The organism is Streptomyces sp. AK08-02 (genome assembly GCF_033795085.1).
Taxonomy (GTDB): domain Bacteria; phylum Actinomycetota; class Actinomycetes; order Streptomycetales; family Streptomycetaceae; genus Streptomyces; species Streptomyces echiniscabiei.
Genome location: NZ_JARAZV010000005.1, coordinates 400,881 through 418,740, shown reverse-complemented (window position 1 = coordinate 418,740; position 17,860 = coordinate 400,881). Strand labels below are relative to the sequence as shown.

At 67.7% G+C, this 17,860-nt stretch carries 15 protein-coding genes and 2 pseudogenes; 14 read left to right on the top strand and 3 right to left on the bottom strand.

The features are described from left to right. The first annotated feature begins 49 nt into the window (after positions 1–49). The 4 genes and pseudogenes from PV734_RS12985 to PV734_RS12970 all read left to right on the top strand — a co-directional run bounded on the left by PV734_RS12985 (position 50) and on the right by PV734_RS12970 (position 4,318). Complete coding sequence (locus tag PV734_RS12985) at positions 50–730, top strand: helix-turn-helix transcriptional regulator (RefSeq protein ID WP_319289548.1); 681 nt, start codon at positions 50–52, stop codon at positions 728–730. After that, positions 727–2,259 carry a site-specific integrase gene (xerC, locus tag PV734_RS12980; RefSeq protein ID WP_319289547.1) on the top strand — a complete coding sequence of 511 codons (1,533 nt, stop codon included), beginning with the start codon at positions 727–729 and terminating at the stop codon, positions 2,257–2,259. The genes PV734_RS12985 and xerC overlap by 4 nt, the downstream gene beginning before the upstream one ends. Before the next feature lie 29 nt (positions 2,260–2,288). Continuing rightward, positions 2,289–2,486, top strand: a pseudogene (locus PV734_RS12975) (IS630 family transposase); the annotation flags it as partial. Between the two features lie 50 nt (positions 2,487–2,536). After that, the gene (locus PV734_RS12970; RefSeq protein WP_317879530.1) at positions 2,537–4,318 is read left to right on the top strand and encodes a serine/threonine-protein kinase; all 1,782 of its coding nucleotides are present in this window, start codon (positions 2,537–2,539) and stop codon (positions 4,316–4,318) included. A 29-nt stretch (positions 4,319–4,347) separates the two neighbouring features. Here the strand turns inward: PV734_RS12970 and PV734_RS12965 are convergent, their stop codons facing one another. Continuing rightward, the gene (locus tag PV734_RS12965) at positions 4,348–5,763 is read right to left on the bottom strand and encodes an IS701 family transposase (RefSeq protein ID WP_317879531.1); all 1,416 of its coding nucleotides are present in this window, start codon (positions 5,761–5,763) and stop codon (positions 4,348–4,350) included. A gap of 105 nt (positions 5,764–5,868) precedes the next feature. Here PV734_RS12965 and PV734_RS12960 point away from each other — a divergent pair. Further along, positions 5,869–6,500 (top strand): annotated as a pseudogene (locus PV734_RS12960) (aminoacyl--tRNA ligase-related protein); the annotation flags it as partial. Positions 6,501–6,922: 422 nt separating this feature from the next. Here the strand turns inward: PV734_RS12960 and PV734_RS12955 are convergent. Together PV734_RS12955 and PV734_RS12950 are read right to left on the bottom strand one after the other, a co-directional pair. Continuing rightward, a complete protein-coding gene (locus tag PV734_RS12955) occupies positions 6,923–8,527 on the bottom strand; it encodes a site-specific integrase (RefSeq protein WP_319289546.1) in 1,605 nt (534 codons plus the stop codon). 3 nt (positions 8,528–8,530) lie between these two features. Next, the gene (locus tag PV734_RS12950) at positions 8,531–9,433 is read right to left on the bottom strand and encodes a helix-turn-helix transcriptional regulator (protein ID WP_319289545.1); all 903 of its coding nucleotides are present in this window, start codon (positions 9,431–9,433) and stop codon (positions 8,531–8,533) included. A 224-nt stretch (positions 9,434–9,657) separates the two neighbouring features. Here PV734_RS12950 and PV734_RS12945 point away from each other — a divergent pair, with 224 nt between their 5' ends. The 9 genes from PV734_RS12945 to PV734_RS12905 all read left to right on the top strand — a co-directional run bounded on the left by PV734_RS12945 (position 9,658) and on the right by PV734_RS12905 (position 17,798). After that, on the top strand, positions 9,658–9,951 hold the full coding sequence (locus PV734_RS12945; RefSeq protein ID WP_319289544.1) for a helix-turn-helix domain-containing protein: 294 nt from the start codon (positions 9,658–9,660) through the stop codon (positions 9,949–9,951). Between the two features lie 67 nt (positions 9,952–10,018). Beyond that, the gene (locus PV734_RS12940; protein ID WP_319289543.1) at positions 10,019–10,618 is read left to right on the top strand and encodes a DUF6907 domain-containing protein; all 600 of its coding nucleotides are present in this window, start codon (positions 10,019–10,021) and stop codon (positions 10,616–10,618) included. Further along, complete coding sequence (locus PV734_RS12935) at positions 10,615–11,037, top strand: hypothetical protein (protein ID WP_319289542.1); 423 nt, start codon at positions 10,615–10,617, stop codon at positions 11,035–11,037. The genes PV734_RS12940 and PV734_RS12935 overlap by 4 nt, the downstream gene beginning before the upstream one ends. After that, a complete protein-coding gene (locus PV734_RS12930) occupies positions 11,034–11,690 on the top strand; it encodes a hypothetical protein (protein ID WP_319289541.1) in 657 nt (218 codons plus the stop codon). The genes PV734_RS12935 and PV734_RS12930 overlap by 4 nt, the downstream gene beginning before the upstream one ends. An 81-nt stretch (positions 11,691–11,771) precedes the next feature. Continuing rightward, positions 11,772–14,447 carry a hypothetical protein gene (locus tag PV734_RS12925; RefSeq protein WP_319289540.1) on the top strand — a complete coding sequence of 892 codons (2,676 nt, stop codon included), beginning with the start codon at positions 11,772–11,774 and terminating at the stop codon, positions 14,445–14,447. A gap of 336 nt (positions 14,448–14,783) precedes the next feature. After that, positions 14,784–16,415, top strand: a complete 1,632-nt coding sequence (locus tag PV734_RS12920) for a DEAD/DEAH box helicase (RefSeq protein WP_319289539.1) — start codon at positions 14,784–14,786, stop codon at positions 16,413–16,415. Positions 16,416–16,426: 11 nt separating this feature from the next. Further along, entirely contained in the window at positions 16,427–16,966 is a 540-nt protein-coding gene (locus tag PV734_RS12915; RefSeq protein ID WP_319289538.1) for a hypothetical protein, read from the top strand. After that, a complete protein-coding gene (locus PV734_RS12910; RefSeq protein ID WP_319289537.1) occupies positions 16,963–17,628 on the top strand; it encodes a hypothetical protein in 666 nt (221 codons plus the stop codon). Before PV734_RS12915 ends, PV734_RS12910 begins: the two co-directional genes overlap by 4 nt. After that, positions 17,628–17,798 carry a hypothetical protein gene (locus tag PV734_RS12905; protein ID WP_319289536.1) on the top strand — a complete coding sequence of 57 codons (171 nt, stop codon included), beginning with the start codon at positions 17,628–17,630 and terminating at the stop codon, positions 17,796–17,798. Before PV734_RS12910 ends, PV734_RS12905 begins: the two co-directional genes overlap by 1 nt. The last annotated feature ends 62 nt before the right edge of the window (positions 17,799–17,860 follow it).

Sequence of the window (17,860 nt, the reverse complement as noted above, 5' to 3'; positions counted from 1 at the left end):
TCCGGCTCCAGGCGTCTACCTACCAGGATGGCCAAGCTAATGTGTCTCCATGACACAACACAGTGTGGATGCTGATGAGGACGACGTCCCGGAGTGGGCGGACCGGATCAAGGCCAACGTCGCCGGCGAAGTCCGGCGCAGAAGAAAGGAGATGGGATGGAGCGCGCAGGACTTGGCCGACGCGTGCGAGCAGCTCGGGCATCCCATCCCTCGCAACGTCATCGCCAACATGGAGTCCGGCCGCCGGGCCAGCCTTCCCCTGGTGGACGTCATGGTCCTGGCCGCCGCCCTGGAGACGTACCCGGTCTGCCTGATCTTCCCGGTCGGCTACGTCGAGAGGACCCAGGAGCTCCCCTTCCAGGGCCTCGTGCCCACCTGGGACGCCCTGCGGCGCTTCACCGGCGACGAGGACATGCCCTTGTACGACGCGGGGCTGGTCCCCGACTTCGAAGCGCACGCCAGCCTCGTACGCACCGCACTGGCCGCCCTCGAAGAGGAAGAACGGGCGCGGTTCGCAGTCAAGACGGCGACCAACCGCACCCAGCAGGAAGAAGCCGAGCGCAAGCGGACCAAGTACGCCGACGAGGCCGTCTCCGCCAAGTACAACCTCCGCTACCTCCGCCGCGACATCCGCGACGAAGGCGCCACCCCACCCCACCTGCCACCCGCCCTGGGCGACGTCGACCCACCCGAACCCAGCCCCAACACCACCCCGGAGGAACGCCTTTGAAGGGCTCCACCCACCGCCGCTGCTACTGCCGTGCCCCCGAGACTGGCAAGCCGCTCGGCAAGAACTGCCCCAACCTCTCCAGCCGCAAGCACGGCTCGTACTCGATACGCCAGGAACTCCCGCCGACCGAAGACGGCGCCCGCCGCTCCTTCAGCCGCGCCGGCTACGAGTCCCTCAAGGCCGCGCAGACGGACCTCGACCACGTCCGTTCCCTGCTGGCGCTGGCAGAGAAGGACGACCCCGACAGCCTCCAGCGCCTCGTCGACATGCTGGAGAAGGTCGCGGTCGAGAAGGCCCCGCTCCCAGCCATCGAGGAGACTCGGCGCCGTCTGAGGGCGGGCCTGGCCCTCCGTGGCAACCTCACCGTCGACGAGTGGCTGGACCAGTGGTTCGCCGCGAAGAAGCGACGCAAGACCACGCTCAACGCCTACGCCTCCCACATCCGCGTCCACTTGAAGCCGCGCATCGGCCACGTACGCCTCGACCGGCTCAACGTCGGCCACCTGGTGGAGATGTTCGACGCGATAGCCGACGAGAACGAGGTGATCGCGGTCGAGAACGAAGCCCGCCGCGAGCAGATCGCCCGATGCAAGCCGAGCATGCCTGGTCGCCCTGTGGGGGCGGAGCGGAGGCGACTCGCGCCCGAACGAGCCAAACTGGCAGAGATGAAGCCGTTCCGGAAGATCACCGGTCCGGCCACCCGTCAGGCAATCCGCCGTACTCTGCGCGCGGCCCTGAACTCCGCGATCGCCCAGCAGCTGATCACCTTCAACCCGGCGTCCCACGTCGAGTTGGAGTCCGGCAGGCGCCCGAAGCCCCTCCTGTGGACCGATGAACGCGTCCGGCGGTGGCGAGAGACCGGTCAGATCCCCGGCCCGGTCATGGTGTGGACGCCACAGCAGTTCGGCGCCTTCCTCGACGCAGCCGAGGGCGACCGGCTTTACGCGATACTCCACCTCATGGGCACCCGTGGCCTCCGGCGCGGCGAGGCGGTCGGCCAGGACTGGCACGAGATCGACCTCGACGTCGGCCTCATCACTCCCGCCAAGGAGATCGTGGTGGACGGCTGGGACATCTACGAGTCGGAGCCGAAGACGGACGGCAGCGCGAACACGATCGCGCTCGACAGCACGACCATCTCCGAACTGCGCGACCACAAAGCCCGCCAGGAGAAGGAGCGCGCGCAGTGGGGCGATGCCTGGCAGGACACGGGCAAGGTCTTCACCAAGGAGGACGGCTCCTGGCTGCACCCGGGGACCGTCTCCGAGACCTTCCGCCGCATCCTCGCCACGACCAACCTGCCACCCATCACCCTGCGGGACCTACGCCACGTCACTGCGACGCTAACGCACGGAGGTGGCGGCGACATCCACACGGTGAAGGAGACACTGCGGCACTCCACCATCACGCTGACCTCGGACACGTACACGAGCCTGCTCCCTGAGCTGGACCGTGAGATCGCAGAGAAGGCCGCGAAGCTGATCCCCCGGTCGCGTCCGGCAGCCACCGATTCGCCTGCCACAGAGTGACTGAAGGCGGCCAGGCGCCACCGACGGGTGATTCGCACTGGTCGACACGTTCGATGGCCGAGGCGGAGGGCATGTCGCAGTCGGCCGTCTCGCGGATCTGGCGGGCGTTCGGCCTCAAGCCGCACATCGTGGAGACCTGGAAGCTGTCGACCGACCCGCAGTTCGTGACCAAGGTCCGCGACGTGGCGGGCATCTTCCTCGCCCCGCCGGAGAACGCTCTGGTCCTGGCGGCAATTGGCCGACGTCACCGCCCCGAGGAGGTCAGTAGGGTGGGTTCATGCCGAAGCACGAACCGTTCATCATCGACGGAGTCACTTACGAGCGCGATTCAGCTCCGGGAGAGGGCGGATCAGCCGTGGTGTGGAAGGTCCGCCGTAAGCCCGACGGTCAGGTGTTCGCAGTCAAACGGATTAAGAAGGACCGCGACGCGGACTCCGCTCGCAACAAGCGTTTCAAGCAGGAGATCGAGTACGGGCAGAAATCGAGCCACCCGAACGTCGTGAGTATCCACGCGCGCTCAGAGGACGCGAACTTCTTCTACTACGTCATGGACTTCTACCCGATGACGCTGCGAAACGTGATCAACGACGAAACCGATGCTGACGTGCTTCTCGACTACGCGCGCCAGCTCTGCGATGCGCTCGCGTACGTGCACGGCGACGGCATAGTGCATCGCGACATCAAACCTGAGAATGTCCTCGTCGACCCTGATGCGCGCCGGCTCGTCCTGGCCGACTTCGGCATCGCGCATTTCAAGGACTCCTCGCTCACGAATCGCGGGGACCTCTTAGTGAACCGGAACTACCTCGCTCCCGAGCAGATGGTGAGGAACAACGCCCTCGGTATCGGCAAGCCGGCGGACATCTTTGCGTTCGGCCTCGTCATAACCGAGATGTTCACGAAGCAGAACGCCCGAGGGCGACGACACGCGCTTGTGCGCGACCGCTACCCCTTCCTGGCCGACCTCGACCTGATCATTGAACAGATGCTGCTCCAAGACGAGGCGCAGCGGCTCCGCATCGACACCGTACGCGGCATGCTTCGGGTAACCCTTCAGCGGCTCGACTCGACAATCGAGGAGATCTCCGATGATCTGCGCCCCAACGAAGCGCCCGCCGACAGCTCGTCCGGCGAGGTCGAGCGGATCCTCGGCCGTGCCGCCAGAGACGTGCTGTCGGCGAAGCATGTCTTCGAGCGGGTCGCCGACGGAGAGCTCGACCGATTCAACCTCAACTATCACTGCGAGGTTGCGTACCGGGTGAGCACGGAGCTGTTCAATACGTGTGCTCAAGCCGTTGTGTATGCCTCGTGCAAGGCAAAGTTCGACTATGAGGGCGCCGGGCGGTGGGACGAGAACGACGACGCTCTCGTGTTGTCGGCCGCCAAGCAGGGACTCCAACGCGAGCTGGAGACGATTCTGGCTGATTTCCCCCTCCCTCAGTCTTCGCGCTGGGACGGTCTGCCACGGCGGTCGGCTCACTTGTTCCGGTTCTGCAAGGACTACCACTGCGAAGAGCTGCTGACGAGCATCCGTGAATCTGTCTACGGTGAAGGCAATCGCTCGTTGCGGGCGAATCTGATCGACGCCCCGATCCTCTGGATCGCCCGCTGGATGCGTACGAGTCTGGACACCGACTACCTGGAGTTCGACAAAGCAGTTCGCGAGGACATCGGCTTCGAGCGCCACCTCTCGGTGCTCTGGGACAAGACGCTTCCGTTGGATTCGGCCCGAGAAGCGGTGGGAGTGGATCTGTTGACCGAGCCGCTCAACGCCGACCGCGTCGCCGGCACACTGCAGGCGCTTGAAGCGAAATGGGATGTCTCCGTGGGAGAGCTCGTAGACGGTGGGTACTCGGTCATGTTCCGGTCACGCAACACGTACCGCTGCTTCCACGACGAGGCGCTCGCCCTCGCAGAACCGGGCTCAGTATTCGAAGCCGACGTCCTCAATCTGCTCCGCCCTGAGGCGGAGTTCGACGACCTCGTCGCACTCACATGGGATCGGGACTTCGACGTGGCCATCACGCTCGGGAAGGTCCTCGGCACCCTCACGCGCTAGCGGTGGTTTGTTAGACCGGGGAGTAGAGATCAAGTGGGTGGCCTGCGCCGACGGCGTTGATCAGGGCTTGGAGTTCGGGTGGCGGGGGTGCGTTGGTCCAGGCTCGCCAGCAGCGTTGGAGGGTGGTCCAGGGGTCGAGCCAGGCGCGGACGGCGCGGATCGCCTTGGGCCAGCTGGCTGGATGGGGCTGGTGGGTTTCGCTTGGGCCCCCTCTCAGCCGCTCCGGCGGTCGGCGGGACCGTGGGGACGACGACGGGCTCGCGTTCTGGGGGTCGGGCGAACCAGGTGTCCCAGCAGAACGTGAACGCGCAGGTGACCAGGGTCTGGTGGCGGCGGATCGCGGTGTCGGAACGGACCTGGAAGTCGGCCCACCCGAGTTCGTCCTTGACCTGCTTGTAGCTCTGTTCGATCCAGTGTCGGATGCCGTAGATCCGTACGACTTCGTGCAAGTCGGCGGCGGGTTCGGGGCTGTCGGCCTCTCGGGGGCCGTAGGGGCGGGGCAGGTCGGTGGCCAGGTACCAGGTGGCCTGCGCGGGCAGTGTGTCCGGGTCCGCTGTGGCCACGACCAGGCGGACGTTTCCGTCGGGTCCCCACCATCCGAGGTGTGCGTCGGCGGCCCACCAGGTCTCGGTGTGCCCGTCGTGGAAGGTCCGCTCGACGGCGGTCCAGTCGCCTGGGTACTCGGGGTCCGTCCAGGTCAGGGCACGGGCGGCGTCGGCGGGGGTGTAGGCGTCCTTGCCGTAGGCCCAGGTGCCGTGGCTCGGCTTGAGGGCCATGACGAACGGCAGTCCCGCCGAGGCGAGTTGTCTGCGGAAGCCGTCCTGGTCGCCGTAGGCGCAGTCGGCGGCCACGGCTCGGAAGGTCGCTCCGGCGGCCTTGGCTGTGCGGGCCAGTTCAGCCACGATCTGCAGCTTCGTGCGGAAACCGGGGTCGCGCTTGCCCTTGGGAAAGTGATGGGCGGGGCTGTAGGGCACGGCGTGCAGCGGGTAGTAGAGGTTCTCGTCGGCCCAGCAGGTGGTCACGGTGACGATGCCGTTGTCGGTCTTGCCCAGCCGGCCCAGCCACTGCCGACCGATGTGCGCGGTTGCTTTTCCGTCCTTGCGGTCTCCCGAGTCGTCGATCACCAGCACCCCGCCAGGGTGCGGCGAGGTCGCGGGATCGGCCAGCAGCAGTGCCACCCTGCGGGCGTTGACCTGCTCGTGGTCCCACGTCGACTCGGACAGGAAGAACTGCAGCCGCTGCACCGAAGCATGGTGGGCACCTACGACGGGTTCGGTGCCGGCCAGGCATGTCAGCGTCTTGTTGCGGTCTCGCGGCAGCAGCAGCCCCGCGAGGTACTCGCGGAACCTGCGGCGCTGTGCCAGCGTGGAAAACAGGTCATCGAAGCGTCCGGCGTAGGCTTCCAGCGGGCCCGGAGCGGGCGGACATGGCACACGGCGGGTCACCACAGCTCCCAGGCGGCGAGGCAACGTTCCTCTGCTACTGGCCTACTGCCGCCCTGACCCGCCGTCAACAAACCACCGCTAGACCTGTTCGACACCGACCCGCTGATGGGCGCGGGGCTGCCGTACTCGCTGCCCGACGAGGCCGTCGTACGGCACACCCTGGAGGAGTACATCCGTGAGGCCAAGCAGGCCGCAGGGTATCGGCATGTGTCCTCGCCCGTGCTCGGCAAACGGGAGCTGTACGAGATCTCGGGGAACTGGGGTCACTACAGCGAGGACATGTTCCCGCCCATGGAGTTGGGCAGCGAAGGGGCGGTCCTGCGGCCCAGCCGCTGTCCGCACCACGCTCTCATCTACCGCTCCCGGTCGCACAGTTATCGCGAACTGCCACTGAGGATGACCGAGTTGGGCGGCCGTACCGCTCAGAGCTGTCCGGTGTGCTCGGAGGCCTCACCCGCGTACGGGCCATCCAGCTCAACGGCGCGCATATCTTCTGCACCTTGGAGCAGGCCGTGGACGAGGCTCATGCCGCGCTCGACCTCATCCGCCGTGCCTACGCCGACCTCGGCATCCGGGCCGCCTGGTACCGGCTGTCGCTGCCCGGGGAGGGCAACAAGTACGTGGCGGATCCGGACCTGTGGAAGCGGGCCACCGCCCTGCTGGAGGAGGTGCTGGACGGGGTGGAGTACGAGGCCGAAGAGGGTGAGGCCGCCTTAGCTCCTCCCGCCACCTCCGTTCCTGGGCACCGCGCTAGCCGGGCAGACAGCCGTCACGGGCACATCCGCTCACGCATCGCTCACGCACGGGCCCGAAAACGCCACAGCGCCCGACCCGACCGAAGTCGACTCAGGCGCTGCGCAGCAGGTCAGAGGGGTTGCCCCCGTCACCCGCACCGTAGACCCTGTGGGACTCGAACCCACAACCAATGGATTAAAAGTGTGTGGCCTACTCAGACCGTCCAATTCCGGCGACTGCCACTCTATGCCGGGGTCGGTTGATACATGCTGGTCAACGGGGCTTTCGGTGCCGTCCCTCACTCGTCCTCGTGTCGTTCTATGCCGGTAGCTGTCGACTAGTTCCGGAGCGTTCGGGCCAGCAGCGGGCCAGCAGAAAGGCCCCGCCACCTGGGGTGACGGAGCCTCGTTCGTTCCCCTCAACTCTACGCCGGACCCTGCCCGTTGTCAGCGCCTGACGGCGGGGCCTCGCTCTGCGCCCGGCGGGCGCGCGGCACGGACGCTGCCGCCTTCTCCGTCAGCTCGTCCTCGTACTCCTCGAACAGCTCCATGTATGTGTCGACGGTGAGCACGTAGGTCGAGTGCCGCAGCTTCACCTTCGCGTCGTTCATGTCCCCGCCGCCGGCCTTCACCAGAGCCGCCGCGCCGTGCCTCAGGTCGCGCAGGTTGATGGGCGGCAGATCTGCCGCGAGCATGATCCGCTTGAACGCCTTGCTCACCACGTCCGGGTGCAGCCACTCGCCGGACTCGGTCGTGAACATCTTCCCCGTGTCCACCCAGTCCGCCGTGTCCTTGCCCTGCTTCCGCTCGGCGGCGGCCCGCGCGTTCCAGGCGTCGCGCTCGGCCCGCTGCCGGGCGCGGTGTTCCTCCAGGACGGCGACCGTGCCCGCGTCGATCTTCACCGTGGATGCGGAGTCCTGCGTCTTGGGAGTCGTCTCGATCGGCGTCCACCCGTCGACCACGATCTCGGTAGCCACGAGGATCGTCTTCCTCGCCGCGCTGAAGTTCGCCCAGTCCTGGCCCACGCCCTCGCCGCGGCGCAGACCGTGATGTGCGATCAGGTGGAAGAACGCGTACAGCCGGTCGCCCTCGGCCTCGTCGAGGAACGCGCCGAGCTGGACGGGATTCCACACCATCACCGGGGACGGCTTCGCACCGGTCTCCCTCCAGCGCGCGACCCGCTCGTCGGTCCACAGCAGGCCCTTCGGCCGGGCGGCCGTCGCCAGCTCGACGTGCTGCGCGGCGTTGAAGGTGATGAGCTGCCCGGCGATCGCCTTGTTCAGCGCCATGCGGAGCGTGCGCCTGATCCCCTGCTTCGTGGCCGGGCCGGTGATCCGGCGGAAGGGCGGCATCTCGGCGAGCTTCGCCCGCTCGGCGGCGAGCTTCGCCCGCTCGGCAGCCTTCGGCGCCCCGGGCTTCCCTCTCTTGGTGCGCGCGACCTGCTCGCGGCGCGCGGCGTTCTCAGCCCGGATCAGGTCGTTGCGGTCGTCGATCGCGTCGAACATGTCCTGGACGTGGCCGACGCCGAGCCGGTCCAGGCGCAGGTGCCCGATGGCGGGCTTGAGGTGGACGCGGATGTGGCTCCCGTAGCCGTGGTTCGTGGTGGTGCGGGTCGCCTTCTTGGCCATGACCTGGTCGAGCCAGTCACCGACGAGCGTCTTGCCGTCCAGTGGCACGCCGACGCCGAGCTTCCGGGATACCTCGACCGGCTCGGGGATGTCGATGCGCCGGCGCATCACGTCCTGGAGCAGGTCTCCGACACGGCGGGCAGCGTCCTCGTCGTCGCCGGGCAGGTCGAGAATCCCCTGGAGCTTCGAGAGGTCGCTCTGCGCGTCGGTGACCTTGGCGTAGCCGGTGCGGCGGAAGGTACGCCGGGTGCCCTCGGCGGTCGGCGGGAGTTCCTGCCGGACGGCATGGGCGCCGTGGTTCTTCTTCGTCAGCTGCGGGCACGCGTTGCTGAGCAGCTTGCCGTCCGGGCCGCGGCACTCGCAGCGTTTACTGATGCCGCCGGCGCGGCGAGATGCGGGCATCGGCTATCCCTCCTTGCTCATCATCTCCGCCTCGTACTGCTGAACCAGCGGAGCCGGGTCAAGTTTGACCGCTTCGGCATACCGCTTGATGCCGATCACCATCCCGGCGTGACGCTGCTCCATAGTTTCACGACGTCGATTGGAATTACCCGCAAGGCCGACCTTCATCAACCTAGAATAATCCGGTTCCTCAAGAGCTCGCACAACGTCTGGGGTAAGTGACGAGAGTGCGGATACATGCTCAACAGACCAGTTGGCCTGTCTGCGAGCGGCGGCTAGACGTTTTCCAATTGAGATCGCAACCATCCCGTCGAGGGCCGCAATCGCCTGCTCCGCGTCGTCAAGTACCGAGTCCAGCTCCGACTCCTCTTGGACGCGGCGTTCAGGGCCACGGGCAGTCCAGATCCGCCTGTCCAAGTGCTCCGCCACAGCCTCGAATTCACTCACATGAGCCTGCGCCTCAACCAGCTGCATCTCGGCATCTCGCGCGGCAGCTTCTGCTACGTCTCGGGCCAACCTGGTTGCCGTCGCTTGGTCTCTGGCGCGTGCAAGCTGGTCCTCCGCCGCCCTGAGGCGCTGATGCACTGCGTCTCTCTCGCGCTCCAACTCCGCAAGGTTCAGCGGCTTCTCTGGCGATTCGCCGATGCGGGCGCCGATCTCTGAGGCCAACATGTCCTGCACCGACGTCCCCAGTGCTGTTGCAATAGCGATCCATTCATTTACTCGAATGGGGCGCTCGCCCCGTTCCATCTTGGCGATCTGTGTCTGATGGAACCGAAAGCCATTTTTTAGCATGCGTTCAGCAACTTCTAGCTGGGTAAGCCCCATGCGCTCGCGAATCCGTCGCATCTCGCGGCCAATGACCCGCTCGGGATCGTGGGGGGGCTGCGGGTCGTCAGTCTCCATGAGGTTGAACGATAGGACCGCTTGCAGCATCAGGCAACACCTCGCAGCAGTCGACGACACCAAGCGTCACAACCTCGTCCAGGTTGAACACAGGAACCGCATGACGCTTGCGTCGTCACTAGGCGGCATGCATGATGTGACCCACACGAGGTTCTCGATGGGAATCTCAAGGAGGTTACGCACCTCATCTGGGGCGTGATCGCTCTGCAAGCAGTGGGGATTCCATGAGCACAAGCACCGTCGCCCGAGCGCAAGGTCTCTCGGTCACCGAGGCTCTGGCGCTACCGGTCATGTTCGACATCTGGCCCACCGTGGGCCATGCCTGCGGTATCGGCCGAACGACCACGTACCAGCTCGCTCGCGAGGGGACACTGCCGATTCCCGTCGTGCGGGTCGGCCGTCAGTTTCGCGCCAAGCGGACCGACCTCCTCGCCTTCCTCGGCCTGGAAGACAGCGACGACGCCGGGCCTAGCCGCCCGACGCCGTCTGACGAGAACGCCCTCACCAACCAGCGCTAACCAGCAAGACGGCGGCACCCGGGGTCTAGCCACCCCATCAGTGCCGCCGCCGGAAAGAGACGTCTCAATGAGAACGGTACAGCCCAGCGGCACGGCGTCAACGGCGACGCTGCCTCCGACGCTCAGTGCATCCCCCACTGCGCTCCACCCCGACGTGCGCGCCCAGGTCGAAGCCGACCTCGCCACCCCCAGCCTCGACAGGCTGATCGCGGCCCTGCCCGACGCCGTCGACGAGTCCATGCGGAAGGCCATCCCGCACCGGTACACCCCGGAGCTGGCCGCCAAGTTCACCGCGGCCATGATCGCCGAACTGCGCAATCCGCAGACCATCGAGCCCGGCCACTACCCGTGGTGCGAGACCACCGAGTGCACCAGCCACCGCTACGACGACGGCGAAGTCCTCACCGAACACCTCGGCGCCAAGCTGATGATGCCCGTCCCCGAAGGGCTCGACTGCTACGCCAACGAACTGCTCTACGCCCAGCTCGGAACCGACGAGAACCTCGTCGACCCGACACCGACCGTCTCCTTCAACTCCGGCGGGAACGGTGTCCTCCTCGACGCCGACGGCCTCGACAAGGTGATCGGCGACCTCACCCAGTTCACCGACGGTCTGCGCGCCATGCGCCAGCAGATGACCGCCGAGAAGACGGGGGCGCAGGCATGACCACTCTCACCACGCAGGCCGGCTTCGACACCTTCCGCGACGGCATGTGCAAGCAGCTCGCCGCCCTGCCCGACGGGCTCGGCAAGCAGCCGCTCCACGTGACTCAGGCCGAACTCGCCCCGGACACGTTCTGCACCCACCGTCTCGCCGACGACGGGCACCACCTCGTGTACGACCCCCGGCAGACCACCGCGCTCATGGTGCGCCAGTTCCTCGGCATCTACGCCCACTTCACCGAGGACCCGATCATCGAACGCATCCGGGAGAACTACTACAACGACGAGGTCGAGGACGGCCGCAAGATCTGGGCGATCCTCCTCGACCAGATCGACCGCTCCCAGGATCCGCGCGGCGTCGTGGACCAGGTCATGGGCATGTTCTCTAAGGCCCGCGCGGAGAAGGCGGGGGCGACCGCATGAGCGTCGACCCGAAGCACTTCCGCAACAGCATCCGCCGCGACCGTGCAGCCGGACGCATCGCCCGATACAAGGCCCGCACCATCTTCTCCGTCTGTGACCTCGCGGAGCGGCAGGGCCGCAACATCCCCGACGTCCACAAGACCGTGGGCTTCATGGGGCTCGGCAGCCTGCGCCCCGCGCTCGCCGACCCTGAGGACGGCGACGGCGACTGGTTCTTCGTCCACGAAGTCCTGGAGATCACCGGCGCTACCCCCGAGCAGTGGCATCAGCTGCACGACGAGGAGATCGCCGAGTCCGCCGAAGAGCCGGCCACCGTCCCGAGGGTGGACGAGTTCACCAACCACCGCGCCGACGGCGGCACCCATCAAGTCCCCGTCTGCAACTGGCAGATTGCCCTGCTGCTCGCCCTCGACGGGCCGTGGGGCAAGGAACTGATGTCGAACGCGATGCCCGCGTTCCGGAAGGCGGCCGTCGCCTCGGGGATCGCCGACCGGATCAACGTCGTGCGGATCGCCGAGGACGGCACCGCCCGCGAGACCGGCGAGACCATGGCCGACGCGTTCCTCCGCGACGGGCCGATCCCCTCCGACGAGGTCATCCGCGAACAGATCCGGCGCGGACCTCTCGGCGCCCTGGCCGACGGCTCCGGCTGACAGACCGCCGGGGGCAGGCCATCCCCCCGCCTGCCCCCGGCTTCACGGACCACTACCAGATCCAGCACAAGGGATACGTTCGTGAACAACCCTTCCGGCCCGGCCCCCGACCTCCGGGTTTCCGCCCGCGAGATGCACGACGCTGGGCTGTGCCCCATCCCGATCAAAGCGGACGGCACCAAGGCTCCCGCCCTTCGCAGCTGGACCGCGTACAAGGTCCAGCGCTCCACCACCGCCGAACACGATCAGTGGTTCGGCGATGGCCGCGAGGTCGGACTCGCCAACGTCTACGGCGCAGTCTCCGGCAACGTCGAGATGTGGGAGTTCGAGGACCACGCCGTCCGCGACGGTCTCCTCGACGAGGCCACCGAGATCATGGAGGCCTCCGGACTCAGAGAGCCGTGGCAGGCCGTCCTCAACGGCTGGGCCTCGCGGAGCCCCGGCGGCGAGGGCCAGGGCGTCCACGTCCGTGTCCGCGTCGACGGTGCGCCGGTCCCCGGCAACACCAAGCTTGCCTCCCGCCTGGCCCGCGAAGACGAGTACACCGACGAGGAACGGCAGAGGCTCCGGGAAAAGCCCAGCGCACGCATCGTCCGCGTGCAGATCGAGACGCGGGGTGAAGGCGGGTACGGGCTCGTCGAGCCGTCCGGCGGAAACGTGCACCCCACCGGCAGGCCGTACATCCGCACCGCAGGCGGCCCGGGCAGTATCCCCACCCTGGACGCCGACACCGTCGACGCGATGCGGCAGGTCCTCCGCATGCTCGACACGCTGCCCAGGCCCGAGACGCCGAAGACCGCGCCGCGCGACCTGCCCCCGCTCCCTGGCGGAGATCTGCGCCCCGGCGAGGACTACGACGCCCGCACCGACTGGGCCGACATCCTGCAGCCCGAGGGATGGACGTTCGTCTATCAGCACGGCCACACCCGCTACTGGCGGCGCCCCGGCAAGGACCGGGGGGTGTCCGCCACCACGGGCCATGCCACGGAAAAGGACCGGCTGTACGTCTTCAGCACCGGAACCGACTTCCAGTCCGAGACCCCGTACTCCAAGTTCGCCGCCTACGCGCACCTGCATCACGGCGGAAACTTCAAGCTGGCCGCCGCTGACCTGCGCCGCCAGTGCTACGGGTCAGAGCCGCCGCGCCAGCGCCTGCACTCCGTACCCAGTCAGGCCGGCTCGTTCACCGACGGATCATCCGCCCTCGACCCGGACAGCGTGCCCAGCGAGCACGAGATGGCCGACGGACCGGACCTCCGCATCGTCGTCAGCAAGCCCGAGTTGGACATCACGAACGAGGCCGACGCCATTGACGGCCTGCTCGCCATCATGGACGCCGACCAACTGCCCGGCCTGTACAAGCGCTCCAGCGGGCCGTGCTGGGTGTACGAGGACGACCAGGGCAACCCGCTCGTCAAGCAGCTGGCCACCGACAACCTTCGGGCCTACCTCGCCGACCACGTCACGACCTACCAGGTCGTCAAGGACCCGCTCACCGAGGGCACCAAGGAAGTCCGCGAGCTGGTCATGCCGAAGACGTGCGGCACGATCCTCGGCCGGAAGGACTGGCCGCTACTGCCGTTGCGGGGAATCGTTGCCTCACCCGTCGTCAGGCCCAACGGGACCCTGATCCAGGCCCCGGGCTACGACAAGCCGACCGGCCTCTACCTGCACCCGCGCGTGCCTCTGCGGCGCCTTCAGCCGCAAGTGTCGGAGGAGGCCGTCAAGCGGGCCAAGGACATCGTCCTGGACCAGATGCTGGCCGACTTCCCGTTCGTCGCCAACTCCGACCGGGCCCAGTATCTGGGCGCGCTGCTGTCCCCGATCATCCGCCCATACGTTCCAGGACCCACGCCGCTCGTCGTCATCACGGGCACCTCGCAGGCATCCGGCAAGACCCTCCTGAAGGACGTGTTCGGACGGCTGTACGGGCTGGCCGAAACCCCCTGGGCCGAGAACGACGCCGAGCTGCGCAAGGCCATCACGGCGAAGATGTGGGACTGCGGTGACCCGGTCATCGCCATGGACAACCTGCCCAACGGGCACATCATCAAGAGCCCCATCCTGTCGTCCCTGGTCACGAGCGCCACCTGGAGTGACCGGCTGCTCGGAAGCACCAGCAGCGTGACCATGCCGAACGACCGACTGTGGGTCCTGACCGGCAACAACCTCCGCACCGGTGGGGACAACGGGCGCCGCACCCTCTGGGTCCGCCTGGACCCCGACTGTCCCAACCCCGACCAGCGCGACAACTTCACCGTCGGCGACCTCCGCGAATGGCTGGGCGACAACGCGTCCACCATCGTGGCCGCCCTCGTCACCATGGTCCGCGGGTGGCTCGCGGCCGGCGCCAAGACCATCAACACCCGCATGGGCGACTACTCCCGGTGGGCGTCCGTCATCGCCGGAATCCTCGACTACCTGAAGGTGCCCGGCTGGCTCGCCGACCGCGGCGAGGCCAGCGCGGCCCTGGACGACGAAGCCCAGGAGTGGGCGGCATTCCTGACGGACTGGCACCAGAAGATCGGCACCGAGCCGGTCACCACGAAGGCGCTGCTCGGCCTGAAGGACACCGTGCCGCAGCTGCACAACGGTGACCTGCCGTCCGGGAAGCAGCTGGGCCACTGGCTGAAGGCGCGGCAAGGCCGCTACTTCGAGGACCTCAAGGTCGTCCTGGTCTACGACAGCCACCTGAAACAGAACACCTGGCGCGTCGAGCAGCACGTCGACAAGGGCACCGGGCGGGCCGAACGGTGACCGCCGTGCACAGAACCCCGCAAGCTGCGGGGTTTACCCGCAACGCAAAAACCGCCGCTGACCTGCTCGTTTACGGGGTTGCGGGGAATTGCGGGGAGTGGCGCCCTCTCACCCATATAGGGATCGCATCACACACACCATGTGCAACACACGGCGTAGTGCGTCACTCAAAAAACCTTCGGTCTCTATATGCGAAGACCTCCAAAACATTCCGCAGAACCCCGCAAAGCCTGCTTAGTCGCAGCTCAGAGCCGGTTTTGGCTCGCTGCAACATCCCCGCAGAGAACCCCGCAACATCCCCGCAGAACCCCGCAGCGACGAACCGAGGTGACCGCCATGTCCGAACTGCCTGAAACGTTCACCCCGAGGCCGTACCAGGTCGACGCCATCAAGGCGCTCACCGCGGGCTGGACCGGGCTGAACAACCGACTCGCCGTCGTCCTCCCCACCGGCGCCGGGAAGACGGTGGTCTTCGCCAACCTCATCGGCCAGATGCTCGACGAGCTGGACGGGCAGCGCGCGCTGGTCATCGCCCACCGCGAGGAGTTGATCCAGCAGGCCGCCGACAAGATCCGAGCCGTCCGCCCTGACCTCCGGGTCGGCATCGTCAAGGCCGAGCGCGACGAGCACCAGGACGTCGACGTCATCGTCGCCAGCATCCAGACCCTGGCCGTCGAGCGGCGCCGCAACGCGATCCGCGACATCGGCCTGATCATCGTCGACGAGTGCCACCACGCCGCCGCCCGCACCTACATGGACGTGCTCCGGCACTTCGGCGCGTGGGACGGCGTACCGGTGGCCGGCTTCACCGCGACCATGACCCGCACCGACGGCGGACTCGCCGAGGTCTGGGAAGAGGTCGTCTTCACCCTCGACATCCTGGAGATGATCGAGGACGGCTACCTGTGCGACGTCCGAGGCAAGCGCATCACCGTCCCGGGACTCGACCTGGACTCCGTGAAGACCCGCAACGGTGACCTGCAGGAAGGCCAGCTCGGTCAGGCCCTGGACGACTCGGGCGCGGCGGAGGTCGTAGCGGAGGCGTACCGGCTGCACGCTGGCGACAGGCCCGGCGTCGTCTTCACGCCGACCGTGGAGACCGCGCAGTCCATGGCCAAGGCCTTCACCGCCGCAGGCATCCCGGCCGCCGCCGTCTGGGGCGACATGCCCAAGGACGACCGCGCCGCCGTCCTGGAGCGGTACAAGGCCGGAGCCGTGCAAGTACTCACCAACTGCATGGTCTTGACGGAAGGCTTCGACGCGCCGTGGACGTCATGCGTCGTCATCGCCCGGCCCACGAAGTCCGCGGGCCTGTACTGCCAGATGGCTGGCCGCGCACTGCGCCTGTCCCCCGAGACGGGCAAGACGGACGCCCTGGTCCTCGACGTGATGGGCGCCTCGACCCGCCACAAGCTGGCCTCGATCGTCGACCTGACCGGCCGCGAGGTCGTCATGACCGACGAGGACCAGACGCTGCGCGAGGCGGTGCGGGAGACCGAGGAGAAGGCCAAGCGGGTCATCGACTTCTCGCGGGTCCAGGTCGAGGAGATCGATCTGTTCCACGGGTCCTCGGTCCGGTGGCTGAAGACGGAGTCGGGGGTGTGGTTCATCCCCGTCGGGGATGCCGCGTTCGTCTTCCTGGTCCGCAACCCGGCCGACCGGACGTACTGGCTGCGCCGGTTCGACGTCAACAACGGTGTCGTCGGGCCGAAGCGTGACATCCCGCTGCCGCTCGCGGATGCGAAAGCCTGGCTGGAGCAGCAGGCCCGGACGATGGGCAGCCGCTGGCTCGCCGCCCGGTCGGCTCCGTGGCGCGACAAGCCGGCCAGCGTGAAGCAGCTCAACTTCTGCCGGGCGAACGGGATCCGGGTCCCGCAAGGCAGCACCGCCGGCGAGGTCTCGGACCTCCAGGCCGTCCACCAGTTCACGACGGTTCTCAACCGGCTCAACGTCATGGCCGCAGCATGAAGGGGGATCCAGTGGAGCGCGCGGTTCTGAAAGTGGTCGGCCTCGATGTCAGCCTCACCTGTACCGGGGTGGCGGGCGAGGGCTGGACCGACGCCATCCGCCCCCGGGCCGGGCTGCGCGGTCACCCGCGTCTGGCGTGGATCATCGAGCAGGTCAGCGAGCACATCGCGGGCGCCGACCTGGTGGTGATCGAAGGCCCCTCGTTCGGCGGTGGGGTCGCCCACCGGCACGAGGATCTCGCCGGGCTGCGGGTCATGGTCCGACACGCCTGCTGGCGGCGCAGCATCCCCTACGCGGTCGTACCGCCGTCCTGCCGAGCCCTGTACGCCACGGGCAAGGGGTCCGGCTCCAAGGGCGCCGTACGGGATGCCGTAAGCACCCGGTACGGCGTCGAGTGCGACGGCCCCGGCCGCTACGACCGGGCCGACGCGTACGTCCTCCTCGCCATGGGCCTGCATCACCTCGGCTGGCCCCTCGCCGTCGTCCCCGACAACCACCGCCGCGGCCTCGACGGATGCCAGTGGCCCGACACGGAAGGACTCGCAGCATGACCGCCAACTGCGGCCTGTGCGAAGACCCGATCGCGGCCGGCTACCTCTGCACGAGGGACGCCTTGCGCCTGGCCGAGCGGTTGGAGCAGCTGCCCGACCTGGACAACGAGCTGGTCGACTTCCTGGTGCCGCCGCGCTCCGGGTTCGGCGAGCTGGTGACGTCGCGCACGGCCGGACCCCGGTCGCCGATCAACGAGGACGTACTCGACCTGATGCAGAGCAATCACGTCGGCGAGGTCGTGCACTCGTGGCGCGTCGACGTACAGCGCGAGCGCTGGCCGGACCACGGCGCGCCGCCCCCGGCCGGGCTGGCAGCGGACTGCCGGTGGCTGGGGATGGAGCTGGAGTGGATCGTCGCGCACTATCCGGCGGCCGGGGATCTGGCGCGCGAGGTGCGCGGCCTGGAGTCCGAACTCCGGTCCATCGTCGGCGATCCAGTGCCCCGGCGGCAGCGGCTCGGGCTGTGCGTGGCGGTGACGGACGCCGAGGGCACGGTGTGCGGCGCGGTCCTGACCCGCCTACCGGACGGGCCGGTGCGCTGCCGGTGGTGCGGCTGCGAGTACAAGGGCGAGACCGACCTGTTGCTGCTGCAGTACTACCAGCCTCGCGAGGACGAGAAGGGTACTCAGATTGTGAGTACCCCTGATGGGGCGGTGGCGTGATGGCTGAGCGGATCGTGACGTGCCGCGTCCTGTCTGGTCGCGGCGTGCAGTGCACGGGTGAGGCGGTCGACCCGAACGCCGAGCTGAAGATCTGCGCCCGGCACCTGGGCGAGGCCCAGCGGCTGATCCATGAGGCGTTCCGGCGGGCCGCCCGCCGGGGGTCGACATGATGTCGCCAGGGGTGTTGACGAGTGTCGCCACCCATGGTTACAGTTGCGGAGCGCCCACCGGT